The sequence below is a fragment of the Fibrobacter sp. genome, from assembly GCF_045112255.1.
GTDB lineage: Bacteria > Fibrobacterota > Fibrobacteria > Fibrobacterales > Fibrobacteraceae > Fibrobacter.
Genome location: NZ_JBGUHR010000017.1, coordinates 15,735 through 39,834, shown reverse-complemented (window position 1 = coordinate 39,834; position 24,100 = coordinate 15,735). Strand labels below are relative to the sequence as shown.

The window sequence follows — 24,100 nt, the reverse complement described above, 5'->3', positions numbered from 1 at the left end:
ACCGGAGCCTTGATAGGAACGCCAGCGTCCATCAAGCTGAGGCAGCCACCGCAAACAGAGGCCATGGAAGAAGAACCGTTGGATTCCATGATTTCGGAAACCACGCGGATCGTGTACGGGAAGTCTTCCGGGAGCGGAAGGACTGCAGCGAGGGAGCGTTCGGCCAAGTGACCGTGACCAATTTCACGGCGAGAAAGACCGAGCTTCTTGCATTCACCGACGGAGAACGGCGGGAAGTTGTAATGGAGCATGTAGCTCTTTGCGCCTTCGCCCTGCAAGCTTTCGAAACGTTGTTCGTCAGCCTTTGTTCCAAGCGTACAAATGACGAGACCCTGGGTTTCGCCACGCTGGAAGATTGCAGAACCGTGAGCACGCGGGAGCACGCCCATTTCGATTTCGATCGGGCGGACTTCGGTCGTGGTACGGCCGTCAAGACGAACGCCTTCGTTCAAAATCATTTCGCGCATAGCCGTGCGTTCGAGTTCGCCAAAGATGCCCTTAGCATCGGCAGCGAGCTTCGGATCCTGAGCTTCGCCTTCGCCAATAACAGCGAGGATACGCGGATCTTCGAGCATACGAGCGCAGAGGTCTGCCATAGCCGGATAGAAGTCCGTCTTCACCATGTTGGAGTGGACGTCCTTGTTCAGTTCGTCCCAGACAACTTCCTTGACCAAAGCGGCGAGCTTGTCGTGTTCTTCACCAACAAACTTCGGCTTGAGTTCCATCTTCGGCTTGGAGCAGCGGTCCACCAGTTGCTGTTGGGCCTTGCACATTTCCTTAATGACTTCGTGGCCAGCGAGGATAGCGCCAATCATCGTGTCTTCGGACACTTCGTAAGCACCACCTTCAACCATGCACACAGAGTCTTCCGTACCGGCGACCACGAGGTCTAGATCGGCCACGGCAACCTGGTCATAAGTCGGCATCACGATGTTCTGGCCATCAACGACAGCCACGCGAACGGCAGCAACCTGCTGTTCGAACGGGAGTTCAGAAAGACCGATAGAAAGAGATGCTGCACTTACGCCAAGAACGTCCGGAGCGAACTTCTTGTCGGAAGAAAGAACCTGAACGACGACCTGGACTTCACGTGTGAAGTTTTCCGGGAACATCGGACGAATCGGACGGTCGATGATACGAGCAGAAAGAATTTCTTCATCGCTCGGACGACCCGGTTCGCGCTTGCTATAGCCACCAGGCAGGCGTCCGGCAGCATAAGACTTTTCGCGGTATTCAACTGTCAGAGGGAAGAAGTCACCATCCTTTTCTTCACCGTAGCAAACGGTAGAAAGGACAAACGCGTCCCCCATCTTGGCGACAGCAGAACCACGTGCCTGCTTTGCGATACGGCCAGTTTCAAACGTAATGACACGGCCATCCGGAAGGTTAACAGACACTTCCTTCGGGTCGAGCATCTTGCCGTATTTAGCTTGATAAGCTTCTGTTGACATAAAAATCTCCAGTCAGAGAATTAGCCGCGGAGACCGAGTTCCTTGATCAATGCACGCTGAGCGATAATGTCCTTTTCGCCGTAGTACTTGAGAAGGTTCTTGCGCTTTGCAACCATCATAGACAGACCGCGGAGAGAGTGGAAGTCCTTCTTGTTGGTCTTGATGTGTTCGGTGAGGTTCTTGATCTTTTCCGTGAGGATAGCGATCTGAACGCGGACGTTACCGGTGTCCTTTTCGTTAGCACCAAACTTAGCGGTGAGTTCTGCAGCCTTTTCTTTAGTGATAGTAGCCATTTTAGCCATTCCTTTTTTTTGATTGTTTGTTTCATTACATGTTTTTGTCCGAGTTTACTGCTCTAGCACCAGTGGAATTGGCGAATCTGGTCACAGGACCCAGGCAAAAATGCAATTTGCGGGTAAATATAGTATTTAGACGAGAGACTAAAGACGAGAGACGAGAGAATTTCGGGCTAAAACGAGCACGAAGTGTCATTATTTCCCTCTAGTCTCTCGTCTGTAGCGCCGAAGGCGCGTCCTTTCGTCTTTCAAAGAAACCTCGAAAGTACTTCTTTGAGCTTGTTGACGTTCACGGGTTTTGCCACGTGCTCGTTCATGCCGGCATCCAGAGCGGCCTGTTGGTCATCGGCAAAAGCGTTAGCGGTCATTGCAATGATTGGAATACCTGCCACCAATTCATTGTCCAGTTTACGAATCAGGCGAGTCGCCTCGTAGCCGTCCATAACTGGCATCTGGACATCCATTAATATCAAGTCACAATCACCCGGCTGTACATGCTTCATGTACTCCACAGCCTTTTCGCCATCGCAGGCAGTCGTCACCTGGATTCCGCAGTCTTCCAGAATTTCCTGGGCAATTTCACGATTCAGCTCATTATCATCGACCAGCAACACCTTCTTGCCACTAAAGTTAATCTTCTTATCAAACACCGGAGCTTCGGCATGAGCAAAGCCAAAGCTCTGCATCAATATATTCTTCGCATCGGACAAGAACACGGGTTTACTTACAAAATTACGGATTCCCACCTTGAGAGCCTTATCCTCGATATCCGACCATTCATAAGCAGACATCACAATCACGAGAATATCTTGGCCCAGGATTTCACGAAGCATCTTGGTCGTCTTTACGCCATCCATATTCGGCATGCGCCAGTCCACGAGGAACGCATCATAAGCAAAGCCAGCCGCCTTCGCTTTTTCCACCTTTTCCAAAGCCTCGGCCCCAGAATAGCAACAATCCACTTCGACGCCAAGCTCGTCAAAAAGCTGCGGAAGGCTCTTGATGCAATCGACATCATCATCAACAACAAGAATTCTCTTACCTTCCAGTTCCTTGATTTTCACGATTTCCGGCTCAGACTCAACAAGCTTGAACTTGAAATTCAGAACAACATCAGTTCCTTCATTCACCTTGCTCTTGATATCTATTGTGCCATCCATCATATCGACGATATTTTTTGTAATCGCCATGCCAAGGCCCGTTCCCTGGATACCCGAGACCGTCGAGGAATTCACACGAGTAAACGCGTCATAAATTTTCGGCAAGAAATCTTCGCTCATGCCAATGCCCGAGTCCTTTATTCTAAACTCGTACACTCCGTATCCCGGATCAGAGATTTCCTTCTGTTCAACGGAGAACCAAATTGAACCTCCAGCCGGAGTATATTTCACGGCATTGGAAATCACGTTCAACAGCACCTGGTTCAGGCGGAGACGATCACAGACAACATCTTCATTGTGGATGCCGATGCTATTGGCAAAGAACTGCAACTTTTTCGCATTGATATCCGCCTGCACAATATCCTTGAGCGTATGGACTATTTCAGGCAGGCGTTCCGGTTTTTCGTTCAGGTTCAACTTGCCAGATTCAATACGGCTCATGTCAAGCACATCATTAATCAGCGAAAGCAAGTGGTTCGACGAAAGTTCAATCTTTCCAAGGAATCCCTTGACCTGTTCCTTGTTGCCAATGTGCATGGTCGCAAGTTCCGTATAGCCAATAATTGCATTCATCGGAGTGCGGATATCGTGACTCATGTTGTTGAGGAACATCGTCTTTGCACGCGACGCAGACTTAGCCATTTCAAGAGCCTGTTCAAGGGCGGCCTGCTGCGCCATTTCCTTGCGGTAAACGACATCGTTGTTAAAGAGGCCAACAAGCACACGACGGCTCTTGGACCAGTCGCCCATTTTGGTCACTTTCATGCGATACCATTTGAGACCTTCGCTGGTCACTCGACGATAATCCTGGAAGAACGAATTTTCATGCTGCAACCGGGCGATAACGGTATCACGGTTCAGCGTCTGGAGAATCGAATCCACATCGTCCTTATAAACTATCTTGCGGACATCTTTTTCACGATCCTTAAAGAAATCTACGCCCTCACCCGTCTGTTCATCGACAACATCATTAAACTTTCCACCCGTCAAAGAAACACTAAACAGGCCCGTATCGATATTGACATCGAACACGACCTCGTACTGGTCCGAAAGGCTCATGATGCGTTCAATATTTTCCTGGTGCTCCGTTTCGGCACGGTACTGGGCATCCACTTCAACAAAGCCAACTGCAATAAGTTTTGGCGGAACATCCAGCGGTTCAGCCTTAGCAAACACCAAACGAGTATATTTGTATTCAGATCCATACAAATGTCTAAATACAATCGTCAGTCGTTTCTGGTGCATCAGCTGTTCAGCCACAATTTCTCGTGAAGCAAGTTTAAAAAGCTTTTCGCGGTCATCAGGGTGCGCCATATCGAGGACAAAAGCCTTAAATACATCTTCAAGCCTGTCACACGAAGCAAAAACATTATTTAACGATTCCCTAATATCTTCACGAACCGCAAGGACACCGCTAGACCCGTCAACCAAATTAAAATAGAACAGCGACGAATAGTCTTCCGAAAGGATGTCAATGATTTCAAGATTCTGCTTCAGGTTCGACTGAATTTCCATCTGCTTCTTGATTTCTTCATCAACACTGTGCAGACCAAAAACAATGCCCTTGAGATTGCCGATTTCATCCTTGTCGGCAATAATCTTCATCTGGTAATAGACGTCCTTGCCATCAAGCTTGATTCTAAAATTGACATGAACCACGGATTCATCTTTCAACGTCGAAACAAGGCGATCACGGCTAGTCTGTTCACGGAACTGGAGCTTATCGGAATCACAGACAAGATATTTAAGCAGCAAGTCCATTCTCTTTGCAAAACTCTTTTCCGAAGACCACCCAGGAATAGACTTCAAAAGGATGGAACTTGCACGGTAAGTCACCACAAAATCTGTCGAAGCATCATCACCAAGCGTTACGTAGTTCACAAAGTCAAAATCCGAAGCAAGGGACTCGATCACCCTATTGTTGCGATCCATTTCCTGACGCTGGGCAATCGCCTTGTTGACTTCGGAATCAATATTTTCAACGGCTACAATCACATGATTTTCATCTTTACTGGACTTAATAGCCTTCATCCTATAGAACTGCGGCACACCGTCAATAACAAGCCTGTATTCGACGGCAGCACTAGCGCTTTCTTCAAGCCGCTTGAGGAAAGCCCCCTTCTCCATAAAATGCATGACGACTTCAAGATCATCTTCATAAAGATTATGCCGCAAGCTCGCGATGGACTCAAAGAAGAAATCCCGCCCATTCACCTCTTCGTGCAACTTGCTCATAAGCGTATCGGCATGGAACGTATCAAACGTATCATCCAGGACGTTCACATAGAAAATGCACTCGTAAGTTCCACTCAAGGCATCGGCAATTTCGGAATACTCATTCTTCTCGGCTTCTGCCACCCGGCGAGCATTCCACACCATGCGCAACAGGTACAACAGGATAACAAGCAATTCAATCGCAGAAATCCCTATATAGAACCTGCGAATTTTATCAACTCGGGCAAAAGCAATATTTTCATTGACATACAGAATCTGGGACCAGCTCCCACCGAAAAGCGGTAGCGCCACCAAAAGTTTCGATTCATCCGAAGATTCCTCTCCGTATGCCATATGGGCCGCCCCGCCCTTAATTACCGCTGCAGCCCACTCGTCAAGCGAATACCCGCTCTTTGGCTTGAGCGTCCTAACAAAATCATTGAAATTCTTCCACTTTCCCGTTTTTTCGACAACAAAGGATCCATCGCGACGATCCACAACGATCAGGGAAGTTTTCCCCTTAAACGCATTAGTGGCAACATAGTTATACAGCGATTTGATTTCAGAGACAGCGGAAAGCATGGCCACCACCTGCCCCCTACGACGGACAGGCACAAGCTGTTCAAACACGATATTTTCGGAATGAACCACATCGCGACCCACCTTAGAGACATACGGCTTGGGTGATACAATTTTTTTATAGTTCTCTATATACGAGGAATCGAAAACAACCGCATGGTCCGCAATAATATGGCCATCGGGCAAATAAAGACGAGCGGCCGACACCAACGGTCCGATACGCGAACCACGAACCAAGCGCACCATGTTTTCCGATAGCAGGTTTTCTTCCATCCCCACCACAGTCGAAATGTTAGAGAGAGCGCTTAAAAGCGAACGGCCCAGAAAGCCCATCTTGGCTTCGGAAGCATAAGCGACTTCGTCCAGGGAATCCCAGCTATCATCAATTGCTTTTCTGTTTATGTACAAAAAAGAGACATTCGTTACAATAAACAAAAACGCAACCAAAAGCAGCGATACGATTAAATTTCGTTTAAAAAATTGATCATTCATAAGTTTTTTGTAACATTTCAGGATATATTATACATTTTACAACGCAAATCTGAGGGGAAATTCTCAAAAAAATACAACATTGACCATCTTTTTCGCAAAAACGTGTTTTTTTTCACAAAAAAGATGTTCGTAAGAAATCAAATCTTTATACATTGACGATATGAAAATATTAACGAAATTATTTCTCTTCCTGGCATTTTTAACCGCATTTTCACTTGCCGACACAACGGCCGTTGTTGATCCGGTAAAAAAGGATTCCGTAAAAACCGAAATTTCCGCGCCCAAGAAACAGGCCGTCTGGATCAAACTCGAAGGCGATGTTGACCCCGCCATGTACGAATTCTGCGCTAGAGCCATCGGCGAAGCCATCGAAAAGAAGCCCGATTACATAGTCTTTGAAATTAACACGTTCGGCGGTCGCCTCGATGCAGCCTTCGACCTCGTCGATACCATCATGGCAGTCAAGGGTCCCGAAACAATCGCCCTCGTGAAAAAGAAGGCCATCAGTGCAGGCAGCCTCATCGCCCTTGCCTGCAAAAAGCTCTACATGCTCGAAGCGACAACGATTGGCGACTGCGCCCCGATTGTCCAAGGTGGCGACGGCACTCCGCAAATCGTAGGCGAAAAGATCCAGTCTCCGCTCCGCGCCAAGTTCCGAAACCTCGCCCAGCGCAACGGTTACCCAGAACTGCTGGCCTCCTCGTTTGTAACGCCAGAACTTGAGGTTCTCGAGCTCACCGCCAAGCTCGACAAAGGCAAAGCGACCGAACGCGACACGACGCTTATTATCGAAGGCAAAAAGTTCGCCGTTCTCGACAGCAGCGAAAAGAAGTTCTGGGGTTCTCCCAAGATTCTCGTGAAGGAAGGCGAACTCTTGACCATGACCGACAAGGAAGCCGAAGAACTCGGCTTTTCCAGAGGCACGTTCAAGAACCGCGAAGACTTTGAAACAAAGCTCGCTATCGAACGCAAAAGTGAAGTCGAAACGAACACGGGCGAGAAAATCGCAAGCGCCATCGCCGCCATCTCGGGAATCCTCCTGATTCTCGGTTTCGGCGCCCTTTACATAGAATTCAAGACGCCGGGATTCGGGATGTTCGGCATTATCGGCATCATCTTAATCGGCATCGTCTTCTTCGGGCAGTTCGCACCGCAGCTCGACGGCTACTTCCCGGCCATCCTGCTTGTAGCAGGCGTGATTTTGTTCTTAGTCGAAATATTCGTCATGCCGGGCACATTCCTGTTCGGCATCGGCGGCATCGCCTGTATGATTATCGCACTTATCATGAGCTTTGATACGGCAAACATCCCGGAATACGTCCCTGAAGCGGTCGAAACAACATTCGATGCAACCCCGTGGCTATTCGGGCTATTCTTCGTCCTCGGGAGTGCAGCCGTTGCACTCATCATCCCGATTGCCGCAAGCAAGTACCTGATTCCACTTTTACCCGAAGGCTGGACCCCGATGCTCAAGACCGACATGGAAACAGCAGTCTCCCCAACCGAAGATGTGCAGGAAGTCGCCATTGGTACAGTCGGAACCGCAAAAACATTCCTCCGCCCTGTAGGCCAGGCAAGCTTCACCATGCCGGATGGAAGCACCAAGCTTTTTGACGTGCAGACTCACGGCGAGATCATCGAAGCCGGCGAAAAGGTCAAGGTCGAATCCGTGCAGGAAGGACATATCTGGGTAATTCTAGACGAAAGACGAGAGACGAAAGACGAAAGATAGTTCAAGTCTGATCGTACTTTTTTCAATAAAGATTAAAACAAAAAACATATAACTTGGAGAAAAACAAATGGATACTCTTCTCACCGTTGGCATTATCATTGCCGCCATCGTCGTCATCATCATTCTCGCCTTTATCGGCAAGTTCTTTAGCCTCTGGCTCCAGGCCTTGTTCTCCAAGGCAAACGTGAGCATTTTCCAGCTCATCGGTATGCGTCTCCGTAAGGTGCCGCCGCAGGTCATCGTAGAAGCACGAATTCTCAGCTGCAAGGCAGGCCTCCCGGTGGACACCAACTTGCTCGAAGCCCACTACCTCTCCCGCGGTAACGTGCTCCGCGTGATCCAGGCACTCATCGCCGCCAACAAGGCAAACATCAAGCTCGACTTCAAGGAAGCAGCCGCCATTGACCTTGCAGGCCGTAACGTGCTCGAAGCCGTGCAGATGTCCGTGAACCCGAAAGTCATCGAAACCCCGAAAGTCTCCGCCGTGGCTCTCGACGGTATTCAGCTCCACGCCATTACCCGAATCACCGTACGCGCAAGCATCCAGAAGCTCGTCGGTGGCGCCGGCGAAGAAACAGTCGTCGCCCGCGTCGGTGAAGGCATCGTGTCTTCCATCGGTTCTGCCCAGAGCCACAAGGAAGTGCTCGAAAACCCGAACATGATTTCCAAGAAGGTGCTCGCCTCCGGCCTTGACGCAGGTACGGCATTCGAAATTCTCTCCATCGACATCGCAGACGTAGACGTGGGCCAGAACATCGGCGCAATCCTTGAAACCGACCGTGCCGAAGCCGACAAGAAGATTGCACAGGCCAAGGCAGAAGAACGCCGCGCCATGGCATTCGCCGCCGAACAGGAAATGAAGGCTAAAGTGATGGAAATGAAGGCCAAGCTCGTCGAAGCTGAAGCCCAGATTCCGATGGCCATGGCAACGGCCCTCCGCGACGGAAAGCTCGGCGTGATGGACTACTACAATCTCAAGAACATCGAAGCCGACACGCAGATGCGTAAGGAAATCGGTTCTGCACCGGAAGCAAGCAAGTAATTTGACCAGAAGGGTTTAACCCATGGAATCATTACTCATATTCATTGCAATTTTCGTCATCGACGCGCTTATCAAAAGGGCTAACGCGAAGAAGAAGTCCGAACAGCAGCAACAGCATGCTCCAACGGACGATTCGATGCAAGAGTTCGAAGATGAACGTGACGACGAAAATTTCGACGAAAACGAGGACTCCCCCCCTGAGTCCAAGCCTTTTGCCGCACGCAAATTGCAAGAGTACATCAAGCAGTTTGAAGAAGCGCAGCGAGAAGCGGCCCAGGGAACAATGGAATCCCCGATGCCGCCTCCCATTCCCGAAAGTCACCATCGCATGGGCAACCATGTGACGATGCGGGAAGTTGCAGAAAACATCATTCAGCTAGACGTTATCGATATCGAATACCTGATGGATGAATTTGGAATGTCCAAAGGAAGCGCTATCGAAATGATAAACTTGCTGCAACAGCACCGCATTATCGGGCACGATATGGGTGAAGGTGAATACGACGTCCTCGTGCAAGATATCACTGAACTCAACAACCTGCTAGCGCACGAGCAGAAAGCGGAAGTTTTTGCCCAAACGGCAACAGCCACGCCTAAGCCAAGCGCATCAACGGCAGCAAGCGATAAGCAGAATCAGCTGAAGATTCTCGAAGAACGCGCCCGCAGGGCACGAGAAGAAGCCGCCGCCATCGCCCGCCAAAGCGATATCGAAAACGGCTATTCAGAAGGAATTAGCGAGAATGCGGACCCGCTCAACAAGCGCACCGTTGTGCGCTCGATAAGCAGGGAAAGCGTCCGACGCGGATTCATCTGGGGCAAAATTATCGATGAGCCTCGCTTCAAAAAGCGCTGGACAGCCTTAAGCAGGTAATTCGCACGACCTCTCGAACGATCAACCAGTCGAACGCGCGACCTCTCGAAATCATACAATTCATCCCGGACGGTTCCACCGCCCGGGATTTTTACAACTGATGGAAATGGCGGATCAAGTCCGCCATGACAGCACCATCCGTTCGCCATGACATAAACACAAAACCCCCGATCTTTCGATCGAGGGTTTTGAGCTGCTTCACTTGGACTCGAACCAAGGACAACGCGATTAACAGTCGCGGGCTCTACCAACTGAGCTATGAAGCATCGACGGGTCCAAATATAGATGTTTTTTATTCTTTTGTCAAGGCATTAAGGCTAAAAAATTTCTTTTTTTGCGAATATAGAAATTGGGCCATTAGCGCTCACGACTCCGCATCAAGGCGATTTCTGCGGCATACCCAGGCAATTCGTTGGGCGTCTCCAAATAGAACGGAAGTCCCTTCAATGCCGGGTGGTTTACGACATTCACAAGAGCCTCAAGCCCGATATTTCCGCCGCCAATGACTTCATGACGGTCCTTATGGCTGCCCATCGGATTCTTGCTATCATTCAAGTGGATCGCACACAAGCGCTTTAGCCCTATCACCTTGTCAAATTCAGCAAGGACATCGTCCAAGTGGTTCACGATATCGTAGCCGCCATCAAAAACATGGCAAGTATCCAGGCAGACGCCAACCTTATCATCAAGCTCTACGCGGTCAATGATTTGGCGCAACTCTTCAAATGTCCGCCCGACTTCGCTACCCTTCCCCGCCATCGTTTCCAGGAGCACTTTCGTCTTCAAGTCTTTATGCAGAATATTGTTCAAATGTTTCGCAATAAGCTCGATGCCAACATCAACGCCTTGCTTCACATGACTACCTGGATGGAAGTTGTACATCGCATGCGGGAAATGGTCCATGCGATACAAGTCGTCCTTCATGACATCCTGAGCATACTGCCTCAGCGACGGATCTGCGGCACAGGCATTCAGCGTATAAGGCGCATGCGCCAAAATCGGGGCAAAATCATGCGCATCCATAAATGCATTCAGCGCTTCCGCATCGGCCTTGTCAAAAGGCTTTGCAGCGCCGCCACGCGGATTACGTGTAAAGAACTGGAATGTATCGGCTCCAATGGAAAGAGCGGTCTCGCCCATCGCCAAAAAGCCACCAGAAGAGGACAAATGACAACCGATATGCATAACTAGAAATCGTAATTGACGGAAACACTACCGTAGATATCTCTATAATCTTCAGACTTGTTGTCCGGACGATAGTTAAAGAAAGCGCCTAACGTGCATTCCGTACTAAACCGTTCTGTCAGCTGGAACTTTGTTCCTGCGGAAAAATCTAAATCCATTTCCATTTCATCAACATCTTTACCACTTTCCTTGCGGCTCATGAAAATCTGACGGATATTCCCGTGCAACATCAAATCAAGAAAACCCGGCTTCAACTGTATAGAGGCATTATCCAGAAGGCTCCATTCAAATTCGCTCATTTCATTGCGATTGTAAAGTCTGAACCTGGGCGTCAGCGCGACCGTATTACGGACCGTTTCAAGAGTCGTCGTAAGAGAAATCGGATAACGAGCGTCAAAATAATCACCGCCATGGAAATAGTAACCCAAGATACCATACGTTTCATCAGAAAAATCAAAATCTTCCAGCAAGTCATCCTGCTTAAATCTCGACATATCCGTGCGATACGTCCAGACGCCGCCAACCTTCAGCACATTCTTCGGGAACCTGAACGTGGCCACAAGCTCGACAGTATGCTTTAGCAAGCGTTCTTCAAATTCAGTCGCCAAGTATTCTTCATCCTTTAATTCATCATACATTGCCCAATGTGCAGAATCAAGCTGAATCGTTCCGTCATCGGTTTTCACATCAACTGTAGGTTTCCCTTTCTGGATATCAAACCAGGAATCCGCATAAATTCCCGAAGAAGCAAAGTAATTGCCGTGAAGTCTCTGGGGCGTATTACGAGTGCGGTAATTGAGAGCATAACGGGCCATGACTTCAACAGAATCGCAAACCTTAAACGTATTCTTTAAATCAAAGTCGTGAATATAGAGCGTTCTCGGTGCATCCTGTTCATGTTTTTCGAGCCAGTCATCATCTGCTCCCGGCAAAAGCCCAAGCTTGGAACCCTCGGCAAATCCAAATACGTTATACGCATCGCCATGTCCCGAAGCATTTTCAATATTCAATTCATAACCAAAATTCAGCTTCCAGAAATCCTTGACCTGCTGGTCCAGTTTAGCACCCAGCTGGCGTGAATTTTGCAACAGATCCGGAGAACCCGCGCTATAGTAATTACGACCGACAAAACGGAAATACGCATCGATCATCGTCACATTGTTTTTCCAGTTATACGCACCGGACAAAGCCAGATTTTGCGCGGTCCATTCCGAAGGATCCTCATTCTTTTCGTCTCGATACTTCTTCAGAACATCTTGCGCAACCTTCAAAATACGCTTGAGTTCATCACGCATTTCGTCTACACTCATGTCCATATTATCGCCGAAAATGAGTTCCAGTTCTTCGCGATTCATGCGGTTCACTGTAGAAGAATTATTCATCAATCGGCGCAACTGTGCAAAGCGGGATACGTCAAGCCCGGCTTCTTCAAATACGGAGTTCACCGCACGGTGTGCCACGACATTCACAGTGTCAGCACCGCCAAAGCCAAGCTGCACATTGTAGGCGCCCCGTCCTCCAAGAACTTTTCCGTTGATATCGCCAAAGAAAGTCCTTGAAGAATACATCGGATCTGATAAATTCACATTTTTTGTAGTTCCATCACGCAAGAAAGGATCCTCAAGATAATCCTTGCTCCCAATAAATCCTACTGTAGCGTCAAAATCATTCGTCACGTTCCAAAGCAACTTGCCGCCAAGTACCATTTTCTGCGCTTCAACTTCATCAAGGGCTATGTACTTGTTATATTGATCCGGGTCCCTGTCGCCTTGCAATTTGGGCGCACGATTTTCGCCGCCAAACGCACTGAGGACAAGCAACGGATTTTCATCTTTTTTCAGGTTCAAGTTGAAATCATAACTAGCACCAAGCAGGTCTATACCCGCCAAGTACAATTCGCCACCCGAAACAAACATATCGCCCAAGACGAGTTTCTGGAAGCGGTCTTCGTAAGACGCCTGTATAAACTTCGGATCAAATTTTCTCCATTTATCGCTAGATGCATCCAACGTAAAATCAATTTTCTGCCCAGATGGCGATTCCATGTGAAGAAACACATTCCAGGCGCCAAAAATTCCAGGAACCTGAAAATAATTCCTGTACTTTTTCCCTGGATAGACAGAATCTTTGCCATTTACAAAAATTTCATCAGATTCATTTTTTTGAGTCACGACAGAATGGTAACCAAATTCTGCACCGACAGACCCATTTATAACCCACGAAGAATCACCTTGCGAAAAGTCCGCTGAATCAACAGCCGATTGCGCCAAAGCGGGGATAGCCAAAAAAGAAGCTAGAGCGATTCCTCGAAAAATCATTTATCAACCTCATAAACCTTAGCCGTCCTAACGGCATAACCACTCTTGTGAATGACCTCAATATCAAAGCGGTTCTTGTGCGCACGCTTCAATTCTACAGGAATCTGATAATCCAGATTCTGGATTTGGGACAAGCGTTCCTGCAAAATGACTTTGCCATCCTGTCGAACAGTAACTTTATTCAAGAAACTCGGATCATATTCTGGAACACGAATCTGGAATTGCAGAGTCTGCATAATCACATCTTCGATTCCTGGAATCGGAGGCGGAGGCGGCACCTGAATGTGTTCATGCTTTTTGCCAAAAACTTTTACGGAGAAAGGCTTCATGGGATAGCAGCCCAATTTTTTCCTCGCACTGCTACGTCCAGCATCATTCTCTACGACAAATTCATATTCATGAACGCCACTGCGTAAAGCAAGGCGTTTGGGCATGCTGCGTTTTACAGAAATTTCAGAAATCGGCGTTCCATCCATCACCACAGACAAGCGGGCTTCTGTCCCTTTGACTACATCCGACACCGAGACATTAGCAACACAGCGCAACGAATCGTAAGACGAATACCTAATCTGCGGAATCATATTATCACGATCTCCAGCCTGCCGATTTGCAGCAGAGGACTTCCGCAATAAGGATTCCTGATAGACCGAGTCCGCATATATTACAGCCGCCTTCATTTCTTCAAAAGTCATTGACGTGTCTGCAAGAAGCGTGTCTAGAATTTTTGCAAAGCCCATATCTCCAGAAGATTTGAGTTTTAACACAGCAAATTCATCCTTGCCAAAGACGGTTTCACCTTCGCCAATAGAAAGAGAATCGGCGCTAACCGGCAAAATCATCAACTTGCCATTTTTCAGACCCGCAAAAAAAGCATTACCATTATCGCCAATAAAGCCCTCCGTTCCGCGAATCGATGCTGCTGCCGTTCCCGTACTGAAGTCCACCTTATTGCCTTTATCTTTTTCAACATTAAAACCCATATATCCCTTTCGGATATCAGGCTTTACAACAAAATTACCCGATCCATCGTCTTCAATAAGGTCCTTAATACTGACAACGGAATTTTCAGCAATCGTAAGGACACTATGATCCCCTTTCAACATCAGCTCAATAGCACCGCCATCACTGGTCTTAAAGCAGTTGTTCAGTTCAAATTTGGCACCATACTTAGCAGCAGTCCATTCAGAACTATCAGAACAGCTATTTTTACTCTTATAAGCTTCGGGAACAACAGCACTGATTGTACCCACTTTGGGTGCTGCAGAAACAGACAATGGAACGATCATCGCAAGCAATAAACACGACAACGACAGATGCTTGAACATAAAACTTCTCCAACTATTTTCTTACAATAAATTTACTTTTTTTGTAAGAAATGGCAATAGAATTTTAAGAAAGGCAAGCTAAATCACATCACCCGCCAGCAAGCTTAACTGTATAGCCCTTTTTCTCAAGTTCGGCCTTGAGAACGTTACGCTTATCGCCCTGGATCTCGATATTGAAATCCTTAACAGATCCACCAACTCCGCATTTTTGCTTTAATGCGCGAGCCAGGTCCTTAAGTTCATCTTCATCCATCGGCACTCCAGAAACAACACTTGCCATTTTACCACCGCCAAGGCGTTTCAGCATAATGCGGACGACGCCATCGCCCTGTGGACGGCTTGCCTTCGGCTTTTCTTCCTTGATTCGGCCAACTCCACTTGCAAATACTAGCGTAGAACGTTCTTCGATACCCATGCAATACCTCATTTTTGTCAAAAGATAGTTAATAGCCAAATTGCGTTTTTTATTTATACAAAAGAATCCCGACCATTACTGATCGGGATTCTTTTGTAAGCTTTACGCCTTACTTTTTCTTCGAAGAAGATTTCTTGTTTTCCTTCTTAGAAGACTTAGATGCCTTTTCATTTCCGCGAAGCACCGGGCGTCTATAACCAAAGCGCTTCATCATTTCATCGCTAGACTTCAGGATATCGCCAATCTTAGACTTGCTATCCACAGGCGGGACCACGCAACGTTGCTTAGAGCGAACTTCAACCTTGGTCTTCACGATATATGGACCTGTACCATAGAGGCGACCGTTAGCATCTCTCAATTCACCGTTCATATCCGGTTTCATTTCGAAGAAGAACTTCACAAGGCCAGCCTTGTCCACTAAATCAGGATCGTCGATATCATAATCAAACTTGTATTCATCGACAAACTGGCCGCTTGTCGTGAAGAACCAAAGCGTCACGCGAGCCTTAGAAGTGTAGAGCGTCGCAGCACTATAGTCCTTGCCAAGTTCCTTCTGGAATTCTTCAGAGCAGTATTTCTTGACATATTCATCGACAGAAACCTTCTTACTGCCATCGGCATCGACACCTTCCAAAGCGACCATATTACCGTTGATAATGATATCATCCAAAGTCGCAAGACCACCAACGGCGCTAACAATCGGCAACTTCATATCGACGGTAACCGTCGGGCCAATGTGACCCTTGTAACCCGGATACGGTTCATCACCCGAGCCCTTCTTGGATTTCTTCGAAGTACCCTTAATGACTTCAACTTCCTTATCCGTCTTCGGATTATAAATGGTCACTGCATAGGTCTGATCTTCTTCAGGCGGATTCAGGTCATAGTACTTATTCACAGAATCAATAGAAACAATAACCATTGGTTCTTCAAGATCGATATTCACATCCTTAGCCTTCTTCATCATGACCTTGATTTCAGCAATCGTTTCGTTGCCAGCCTTGTCACGATAAATACGCTTGATGGTGTTCACACCCTTTTCAAGGCTCTGGAAGTTCAAGGTATCTTGCTTGACACAATTCTTCTTGTCGCCATCAACGGCAATGCACCAATCAACATCGACGAAGTTCGCATAGACAACATCGCCATCGGACGGAGAAAGAATTTCAACAATCGGGGCAAGCTTATCAAGCACCATGAACACGGACTTGTCAGCAGAGTTGCCAAACTTGTTCGTATAGGTGTATGTCACAAGATAACCCCTGTCACCTTCTTCATTAGCAACGATCTTGCCCTTTTCGTCAATGACGTAAGAAACTGTAGTCTTGTCGCCTTCTTCGCCCTTGGCAATGTAAGTCACCGTAAAGGCGCCAACGCCAGTCTTCAAGTCAACATCGCCACTATCGCTATCCTTTCCAGTAGAGTTCTTCGGAGCTTCAACAAGCAAGTTGCCTTCGGAGTCACCATACAGGATCTGGCCCGTCTTGGCATCAGCCTTGTAAGAAACAACCACCTTCTTGCCCTTGACATCGACCGTCTTGGAAACTTCAATCACTTCGACGCTAGTCTTCTTGCCATCTTCATCAATCACGGTAGACTTGACCATTTCGCCCTTGTCATCGACAAAGTAAGAAACAGTAACCGAGTCTCCGTTCACGACCTTTGTATACGAGATCTTCTTTTTGTCTCCAATCGGCTTTTCATAGACATCTGTTTTCGGATTCTTTTCAAGCGTGATTTCAGACTTGGAAACACTGACCATGTCCTTTACAGTCTTGTCAGAGATTGCAAGCGTATCCAGGACAACGACAACCTTGAACGATTCCTTGACGCCAGAAGCAGAATCCTTCACAGAAACCGTAACTTCCTTCGTCTTGTCGTTCACGTAAACAGACGAGTCCTTTTTATCGACATCTTCGACAATCGTGTAAATGTTATCGGCTTCGACCTTGATCCTCTTCGTATCGATATCGACAACCGGAGCGGACTTGCTGAAGCATACTTCAATAGAATCAGAGCCTGCAACATCCTTACTCTTATCCTTATAGGACTTGGTAATAATCTGGCAGCCTTCCTTCAGGGTATCAAGACTAGACATAGGCTTGCCATCCTGTTTCCATTCGATAGTAATGACTTCCTGGTTCGTGTAAATCGTCTTGTTCTTCGGCTTGATGTAAACAGAATCACCAGCTTCAACACGAGTAATCTCGACTTCAGACTTTTCAACAACATTACCAACCTTAATGGTAATATCGGTGGTGTCAGAGAACTCGCCGTCCGTCACATAGACCTTAATTACATAGGACTTTTCCTTTTCGTAGTCAAGGTCACCCTTCAGGACAATGTCACCACTCGTCTTGATTTCGAACTTATCGTTTTCATCAATCGGATAGAACTTCAGTGTGCTGAATTCCTTGTTCTTGGTATCAGGATCCTTGGCTTCAATCGGGCCCTTCTTGGTTCCCGGCTTGGAATCTTCAGGGAACGTGAATTCCTGCGGATTAAGCGTCGGAGGTTCATTCAAGTCATTGACCTTGATGACAATTTCACTTTCAGAAGACATACCATCAATATCTTTGACTCTCACCTTGATAGTGAACTTCTGCATTTTTTCATAGTCAATGTCAGCACCCTTAGCAACCTTGATTTCACCTTCCGGAGAAACCGTCACATACGGACTCTTTTCGGCAAGTTCAAAGATGAGAACTCCTTCGCCATCCGGATCTGTAGCCTCGAGCTGACCGATAAGAACGCCTTCTTCAGCACCTTCATCAACATCATAATCCTTCTTTGTGATGACCGGAATTTCAGGAGCATCCTTAAGCGTAATTACAATCGTCTTGCTCGTCTTAAGTTTCGGGTATTTTTTCGAATCACGGTCAGACAACGTAACGTCTAATTCAAACACCTTACGTTTTGCAGTTTCATAGTCGAAATCACGCAATGTCTTAAGCTTACCATCCGCAGTAATCGTAAACAGATCCGTATCGCCCCCAACAGCGGCAAACACGTTATCCGTAAATACCTTAGAGGTATCGATATCATCTGGGTAGAGCTTAGCGAATGCAGAATTTGCACCCTTGTTTTCGTAAAGGACAAACTCAGAACCACCCGAAATAACCGGCATTTCGTTCACGTCAACAATCTTGATAGTCTTCGTAACTTCGTCAGTTTCACCATCGGCATCCATTACAGAAACATTGACCTTGTGAGTGTGGGTAATGGTTTCATAATTCAACCTGTCGCCATTCTTCACAATGAGGCAGAGCTGATACTTAGAATCGACTTTCTTGATTTTCGCATCAAACAGACGGTCAGCATCCGTATTGCCGGCATCCGTCACGTAAGGAACGAGACTTTCCACTTGAGGTTTGTTATCTCGTACGTCTTCATCATGGACGTCATAGCAAGCTATTTCGAATCCTGTCGGAGTATTCTTATCAATCGTATTTTCCTTAACATCATAGCCTTCCTCGCCATCATCTTCGATGATCGGCTTATCCGCATCATCCAGGAGATGAATGATTGCAAGGGTTGTAGCGCTATAATTCTTGAAGCCCCTGGATTCACCATTATCCGTAGCCGTCACCCAGACATAATAGTATTCCTTCTTTTCGAAGTTCAGGGCGTTAGAAACGAGATAGATCTTACCGTCTTCAATCTTGAACGCATTTGCATCTTTAGAACCCGTTTCATAATCAGAAAGGGAATATTTCAGCACACTCCAGGAATCTTCATCATCGGCGACAACAGAGCCGACAAATTCGCCCGCCTTCGCATTTTCATGGACTTCAAACGGGTATTCTTTCTTTTTATACGTCGGAGCATCGTTCACATCATTAACCTTGATCTTGACATCGATACCATCAGAAAGCGTCGGGTCTGCAGCATCGGTCACGACAAGATGGACAATGTATTCATCCTGGACTTCATAGTTCAATATGCTGTCCTTAGCCACCTTGATAACACCATCGACATACGTAAACGCCTTGTAATCATCAGGAGCGATTTCTGATGCCGTGATAGAATACTTCGGAGATTTGCAAGTGGTGCTGAAGGAGCCCTTGCAGTCATCATCTATGGCAAGCACTTCACCGACTTTAGCCCCCTTCAATGTGTTTTCGTCAATAGTAAGGACCGGAATATCCGTGAATACAGGCCCTTCTTCGACATTTTCAACATTGACCGTTACAACAGCTTCCTTTTCGAATTCCTTATCCGTAACGACGACCTTGAAAGTATAGAGTTTCTTGGTTTCGTAATCGAACTTAGCGTTATTGATCGTAAAGATTTCGCCAGTACGTCCATCAATATCGAACAAGGCCGATTCTTCACCCTTAAGCGAGAAATACAATGTACCGAAGCTGGGATTGTAGATATCCGGATCTTCAGCCTTTGCGATACCCAAAGAGGTGGACTTCGTTGTATTTTCACTAACCTTAAAGTTATAAGGCGGATTCTTAAATGCAGGTTCTTCATTCACGTCGATCACTCGGATCTTTGTATCCTGCTTCGTCTTATTTCCCTTAGTGTCTTCAACCGTCAATGTAACATTAAATACGGCATCACCTTCAGTCGCCTTATAGAGTTTTTCGTAATCAAGGTCAGCAATGGTCTTGATCACAAACTTGCTCTTTAAGTTAGCATCGGTCTTACCCACCTGAACAACTTCAAAAAGATCTGCAGCATCAAGCGCAGCTGTAGCGTCTTTATCCGTTATCGTAATTTTCAGTTTATCCTTATCGGCAGCATCCTCATCATAAACGACGATATTACCACCATCCAAAACCGTTCCGATATCGGCACGTTCTTCCACTTCATAAGGACTTGTCAGCACTTCGAACTTAGAAGGTCTATTCACATCCGTAACAAGGATGGTAATTGTTTTCGTTGTCGATTGCGGCGGATTTTCAGGATCCCGAGAACTGTCCGTCACTCTTGCCACAAACATGTACTTATTCTGCTTTGTATAATTCAGTTCCTTGCTTGGAGCAACAGTAATTTTTCCCGTAAAAGGATCCACGTTAAACGGGAAATCCAGGCTTCCATTAACTTCGAGAACTTCATCCACCTTATAAGTCAACTTATTGAAGAGATAGGGATGATTACCATTCGGGCATGCAGATGCAGAAACTTTAGAGCAGAAATCCGGATCCGTAGCTTCAATGTATCCAATAGCGCCATCCGCGTTCGTTTTTGTTTCAGGAACAGAAATCGCAGTGGAATTTGTAATCGTTGGCGGTTCGTTAACATCCGTGACAACAATTTTTCTGTTAATCGTTATACGAATGAGATTATTGGTGGAATTATATCCTGAAGCAACAACAACAACCGTATAGGTATTATTCGGATAAAGAGACTCAAAGTCTAGTGCTGACTTAACAGTAATGATACCCAACTGGTCCTGAATATCAAACAGGTTCTTCGCACTAGCACTAGCATCTTGGTCAACTTCATATGTAATATCACTCTTTATTTCTTTCAACTTTTGCTGGATTTCGTCATCTTCAATTTTTTCAAGGACTTTAGAAAAGTCTTCAACGATTCCTTCACTACCTTCCTTAACCAAAGCTGAACCTTCTGTATCATATTCAATCGTTGGTTCTACAATGTCGAGAATCTTCACTGTAACTTCGACTTCCTTAGAAAAAACGCCATCAGAAACAGTCACCTTGAATATATATGTCGATTTTTCTGTTTCATAATCAAATTCATGATTAGAATACAATTCACCATTGTACCTGTTAACCGTAAATTTGCTGGCATCAGCAGTATTGGTCGTAGACATCACATATGTCAGGTTACTGAACGATGGATTATAGATGTCAAGATCAGAAGCGGTAACACGAGCCACCTCCAAGCAGTCACCAGGCTTTTTGTCAACAGTTTCAGCATAAGTCTTACAAACCGGGCTTCCAATCGGCAGGTGTTCCTGGAGACTAAAGCTTCCACCCTGGGCAGTAAGCGTTTCATTGACATCTAAAACAGTAATCTTGGTCGAAGCAGAAACAGAATGGTTCGCCTTATCCGTTACAGTAATCTTTACAGGATACGTAGCATTACCTGTAGATGCCTTATAGAGAGCTTCGTAATCAAGCAGGGACTGGTTCTTGACTTGAATAGCCACTTCTCTCTTACCGCCATTCGCCTTGACTTCAACAACTTCAAAGATATCAGCCAAAGTCTTGTTTTTCAATGTTGTCGTAGCAGCTGCGGCGCCCGTAATAGCACCGGACAATTCATACTTCAATACTTCAAGGCTTCCGCTAACTTTATCGTAATCTTCAACAATAAATGTTGGAGACAACTTTGTTCCCTTGGGAGAATTTTCATTGACTTTATATTCCTTTTCCAAAACAAATTGCGGAGGCGGTTCATTCACATCCGTGAGGTCCACAGTAATTGTAGCCTCAGCAGATTTTTCACCATCCGTCACAGAGAACTTGAAAGTCCAGGTCGGCTTGGTTTCGAAATCAAGCTTGCTACCATCCGTAATGACGAGTTTTGCAGATCCATTATCAAACTTGAACGGAACACCCGACGTTATGACGCTATAGGTCAAAGGATCACCATCAGGGTCATCTGCAGAAGTCACCACGCCTACGGGTTCGCCACTCGGCCAGTCCTTACCATCCGGATTTTTCTCTGGCTTTGTAAACCTTTCATTCCCAACAGTCGGGGCATCGTTATCATTCTTGATATTAATCGTAATCTTAAACTTATCAGATGTTTCCGGATGCTTCGGGGCACTTTCTGTTGCGGCATCGTCCGTTACGGTTGCATAAACAACATATTTGCTCTTTTTGTTGTAGTTCAATACGGCACCAGACTTTACCGTGATTGTCGCATTCTGATTGGACAACTTGCTAATATCAAATACCTTCTTGAATTCCGCATAGTCACCAGAAGTTTCATCCAATTTGTAAGTATAAGTATCCTTACTTCTTTCATTGGCCAAATCAGATGAAGAAACATCAGCCGCAGAAACATCATTTACAACAATTGGGCCGCCAGACACAAGGTGATCCAATTCACTCACAATGAAAGTAGCATCCGCAACAGTAGGCTTATCATTTACGGCAGCGACATTAACCGTAGCCGTGTATTCCTTAGAAGTGACATCGCCTACACCATCACCAACAACTTTATACTTGAATTTAGCATAGCCGTTGCCATAATGGTTTTCTTCAGCTTGATAAACCAACTTTCCCAGATTAGCAACGGCAACCTTATAGCCAGAACTACCAACGGATGTAATCACCGAGCCATTGTATGACAAAGTTCCCTTATCTGGAAGTCCCGTTATGATAACAGAAGCAAAAGCTCTTTTAGAATGAACGTACTTGAATTCATCTTTTGTAAATAAATGTTTCTCATCTTCATTGACATTAACAACTAACTCACTAGAAACCCTTGGTAATTCATCAGAATCCGTAATATAAATATTAAAGCCATGGTCTGCATCATAATTATCCTTAGAAACTTCAGCACCTTTAATATTGGTAATTTTCAACCACATTTTTTCACCAGGATTTTCAGTGCTTTTCTCAACAAGGCCATCAACAACAGGCTTTATAAAAATTCTATTGGCATCATTCTGAGCAACCTTATATCCTTTCGGGATTGTTATATGCCCAGTAGCCTTTCCGCATATCGGGAAACTATGTCCCGTTCCAGAGGCATCAACATCAGCAGGTACAGCATACACTCCAGGAACATCAGAACCATGAAATTCAAAGCAATAATCAAATGTTACATCGGTTTCGCCTTCGTCAGAATCTAGGCCAATACCAATTACATGCCATGAATCATCTTCCTTAAAAGTCGCATTTTGTTGACTCAGAACAATCTTAGCAGGATCCGTAAATTTCACAAACTTAAAGTTAGCGCCTTTTATATCACTTCCCAATTTAAGTTTTTTTGCAATAATTTGACCAGAGAACATGAAATTACTAACAAATTCAACTTCTCCATTAAAAACAAACGTTCCATCAATAGGATAATTGTCAGTATTTTTAAACTTCATACTATGGTTGACGTACACAAGCAAGTTGCCCTCGTAATCACCACCACATGTAATCTTTTTACCATTATCAAGGTTGAACTCTGCATTTTTTTGCGCTATACAACGATAAGAGTCTTCTTTTGCATACTTCACAAGAATCATCGGATGGTCACCAACAGCAAAGCTGTTTATAAAGACCCTTACAGCGTGTTTAGCATCGGGCATTTCTATGATTAAAGCAGCCCCATCCCCCAAAGTAAGGGACGAAAAATAGATATCATAAGATCCCTTGTACGGCACTTCAATTTCCAAAGCTTGGCGATCAGGAACCTTTCGCTCCAACCCACTTATGGCGCCTGCACTAGGCACCTCAAGCAGATTCCTAATTAAAGGAACTTCTTCACTAGAGCAGTCGTCATTACCATGACATCTTTTACCACTATATATGCCATTCTTATACGCTCCACCATAGCGAATGGGACCGCTCGTAAATTTCAAAGACGAAACTGGATCAACATCACCACCAACTATAACAGGACCACCAATTACACCATTGTTTCCTGTCGATGTCAAACTTCCAGTTGCGGTACCAACCCATCCTTTTTCTTCAGGGAATTCATCTTGGTTGCCAAAAGATATACCTGTTTGGCCATACAACTTAAAATTTGTAAGATAATCCCAATCATCCGCACTGATTTGTATCGGAGCCAACCCCTGCGCAAATACAGACGAAACAGTCCCTACCAATACCAAGGCAGCCACTTTAAGACTTGTTTTACCTAACCACATAATATTTTTATGCTCCTTTTGCTACGGCAAATATCCTCACACAAATTTGCCACAGTTTTCCACGCCCCAAACATCCAAGTTATATCTTATACTAAAGAAATATAGTAACGACCTTATTTAATGCAATAGAAAATTTTAAAAAAAAGTAAGAAAAAAGTACCATTTTTACTGTTTTTTTCAAAAGTTCCACAACAGGTCTGCATCATATGTATTATATGCAGCCGAG

At 45.8% G+C, this 24,100-nt stretch carries 11 protein-coding genes and 1 tRNA gene; 3 read left to right on the top strand and 9 right to left on the bottom strand.

The features are described 5' to 3' along the window. From pnp to ACJMM9_RS01330, 3 genes are all read right to left on the bottom strand, one after another. The coding region (gene pnp / locus ACJMM9_RS01340; RefSeq protein ID WP_405323125.1) for a polyribonucleotide nucleotidyltransferase at positions 1 to 1,451 on the bottom strand (1,451 nt) is incomplete at its 3' end. 20 nt (positions 1,452 to 1,471) lie between these two features. Then, positions 1,472 to 1,744 (bottom strand): 30S ribosomal protein S15, encoded by a 273-nt coding sequence (rpsO, locus tag ACJMM9_RS01335; protein ID WP_088640149.1) that lies wholly within the window; start codon positions 1,742 to 1,744, stop codon positions 1,472 to 1,474. 251 nt (positions 1,745 to 1,995) lie between these two features. Next, positions 1,996 to 6,108 (bottom strand): response regulator, encoded by a 4,113-nt coding sequence (locus ACJMM9_RS01330; RefSeq protein WP_405323122.1) that lies wholly within the window; start codon positions 6,106 to 6,108, stop codon positions 1,996 to 1,998. 244 nt (positions 6,109 to 6,352) lie between these two features. On the opposite strand from ACJMM9_RS01330, the gene ACJMM9_RS01325 reads away from it, so the two are divergent. From ACJMM9_RS01325 to ACJMM9_RS01315, 3 genes are all read left to right on the top strand, one after another. Beyond that, positions 6,353 to 7,924 carry an NfeD family protein gene (locus ACJMM9_RS01325; RefSeq protein ID WP_405323120.1) on the top strand — a complete coding sequence of 524 codons (1,572 nt, stop codon included), beginning with the start codon at positions 6,353 to 6,355 and terminating at the stop codon, positions 7,922 to 7,924. Positions 7,925 to 7,991: 67 nt separating this feature from the next. Next, the gene (gene floA, locus ACJMM9_RS01320) at positions 7,992 to 8,966 is read left to right on the top strand and encodes a flotillin-like protein FloA (RefSeq protein WP_173467214.1); all 975 of its coding nucleotides are present in this window, start codon (positions 7,992 to 7,994) and stop codon (positions 8,964 to 8,966) included. Positions 8,967 to 8,988: 22 nt separating this feature from the next. After that, positions 8,989 to 9,837, top strand: a complete 849-nt coding sequence (locus tag ACJMM9_RS01315; RefSeq protein WP_405323118.1) for a hypothetical protein — start codon at positions 8,989 to 8,991, stop codon at positions 9,835 to 9,837. A 193-nt stretch (positions 9,838 to 10,030) separates the two neighbouring features. Here ACJMM9_RS01315 and ACJMM9_RS01310 read toward each other — a convergent pair. The 6 genes from ACJMM9_RS01310 to ACJMM9_RS01285 form a co-directional block, all read right to left on the bottom strand. Next, positions 10,031 to 10,103 (bottom strand) — tRNA-Asn (locus ACJMM9_RS01310). A gap of 91 nt (positions 10,104 to 10,194) precedes the next feature. Then, a complete protein-coding gene (locus tag ACJMM9_RS01305) occupies positions 10,195 to 11,022 on the bottom strand; it encodes a deoxyribonuclease IV (RefSeq protein WP_405323116.1) in 828 nt (275 codons plus the stop codon). A gap of 2 nt (positions 11,023 to 11,024) precedes the next feature. After that, on the bottom strand, positions 11,025 to 13,340 hold the full coding sequence (locus ACJMM9_RS01300; protein ID WP_405323114.1) for a hypothetical protein: 2,316 nt from the start codon (positions 13,338 to 13,340) through the stop codon (positions 11,025 to 11,027). After that, positions 13,337 to 14,665, bottom strand: a complete 1,329-nt coding sequence (locus ACJMM9_RS01295; RefSeq protein ID WP_405323112.1) for a hypothetical protein — start codon at positions 14,663 to 14,665, stop codon at positions 13,337 to 13,339. Before ACJMM9_RS01295 ends, ACJMM9_RS01300 begins: the two co-directional genes overlap by 4 nt. 88 nt (positions 14,666 to 14,753) lie before the next feature. Continuing rightward, positions 14,754 to 15,080 (bottom strand): stress response translation initiation inhibitor YciH, encoded by a 327-nt coding sequence (locus tag ACJMM9_RS01290; protein WP_088640157.1) that lies wholly within the window; start codon positions 15,078 to 15,080, stop codon positions 14,754 to 14,756. 109 nt (positions 15,081 to 15,189) lie between these two features. Beyond that, complete coding sequence (locus tag ACJMM9_RS01285) at positions 15,190 to 23,847, bottom strand: cadherin domain-containing protein (protein ID WP_405323109.1); 8,658 nt, start codon at positions 23,845 to 23,847, stop codon at positions 15,190 to 15,192. Positions 23,848 to 24,100: the final 253 nt, after the last annotated feature.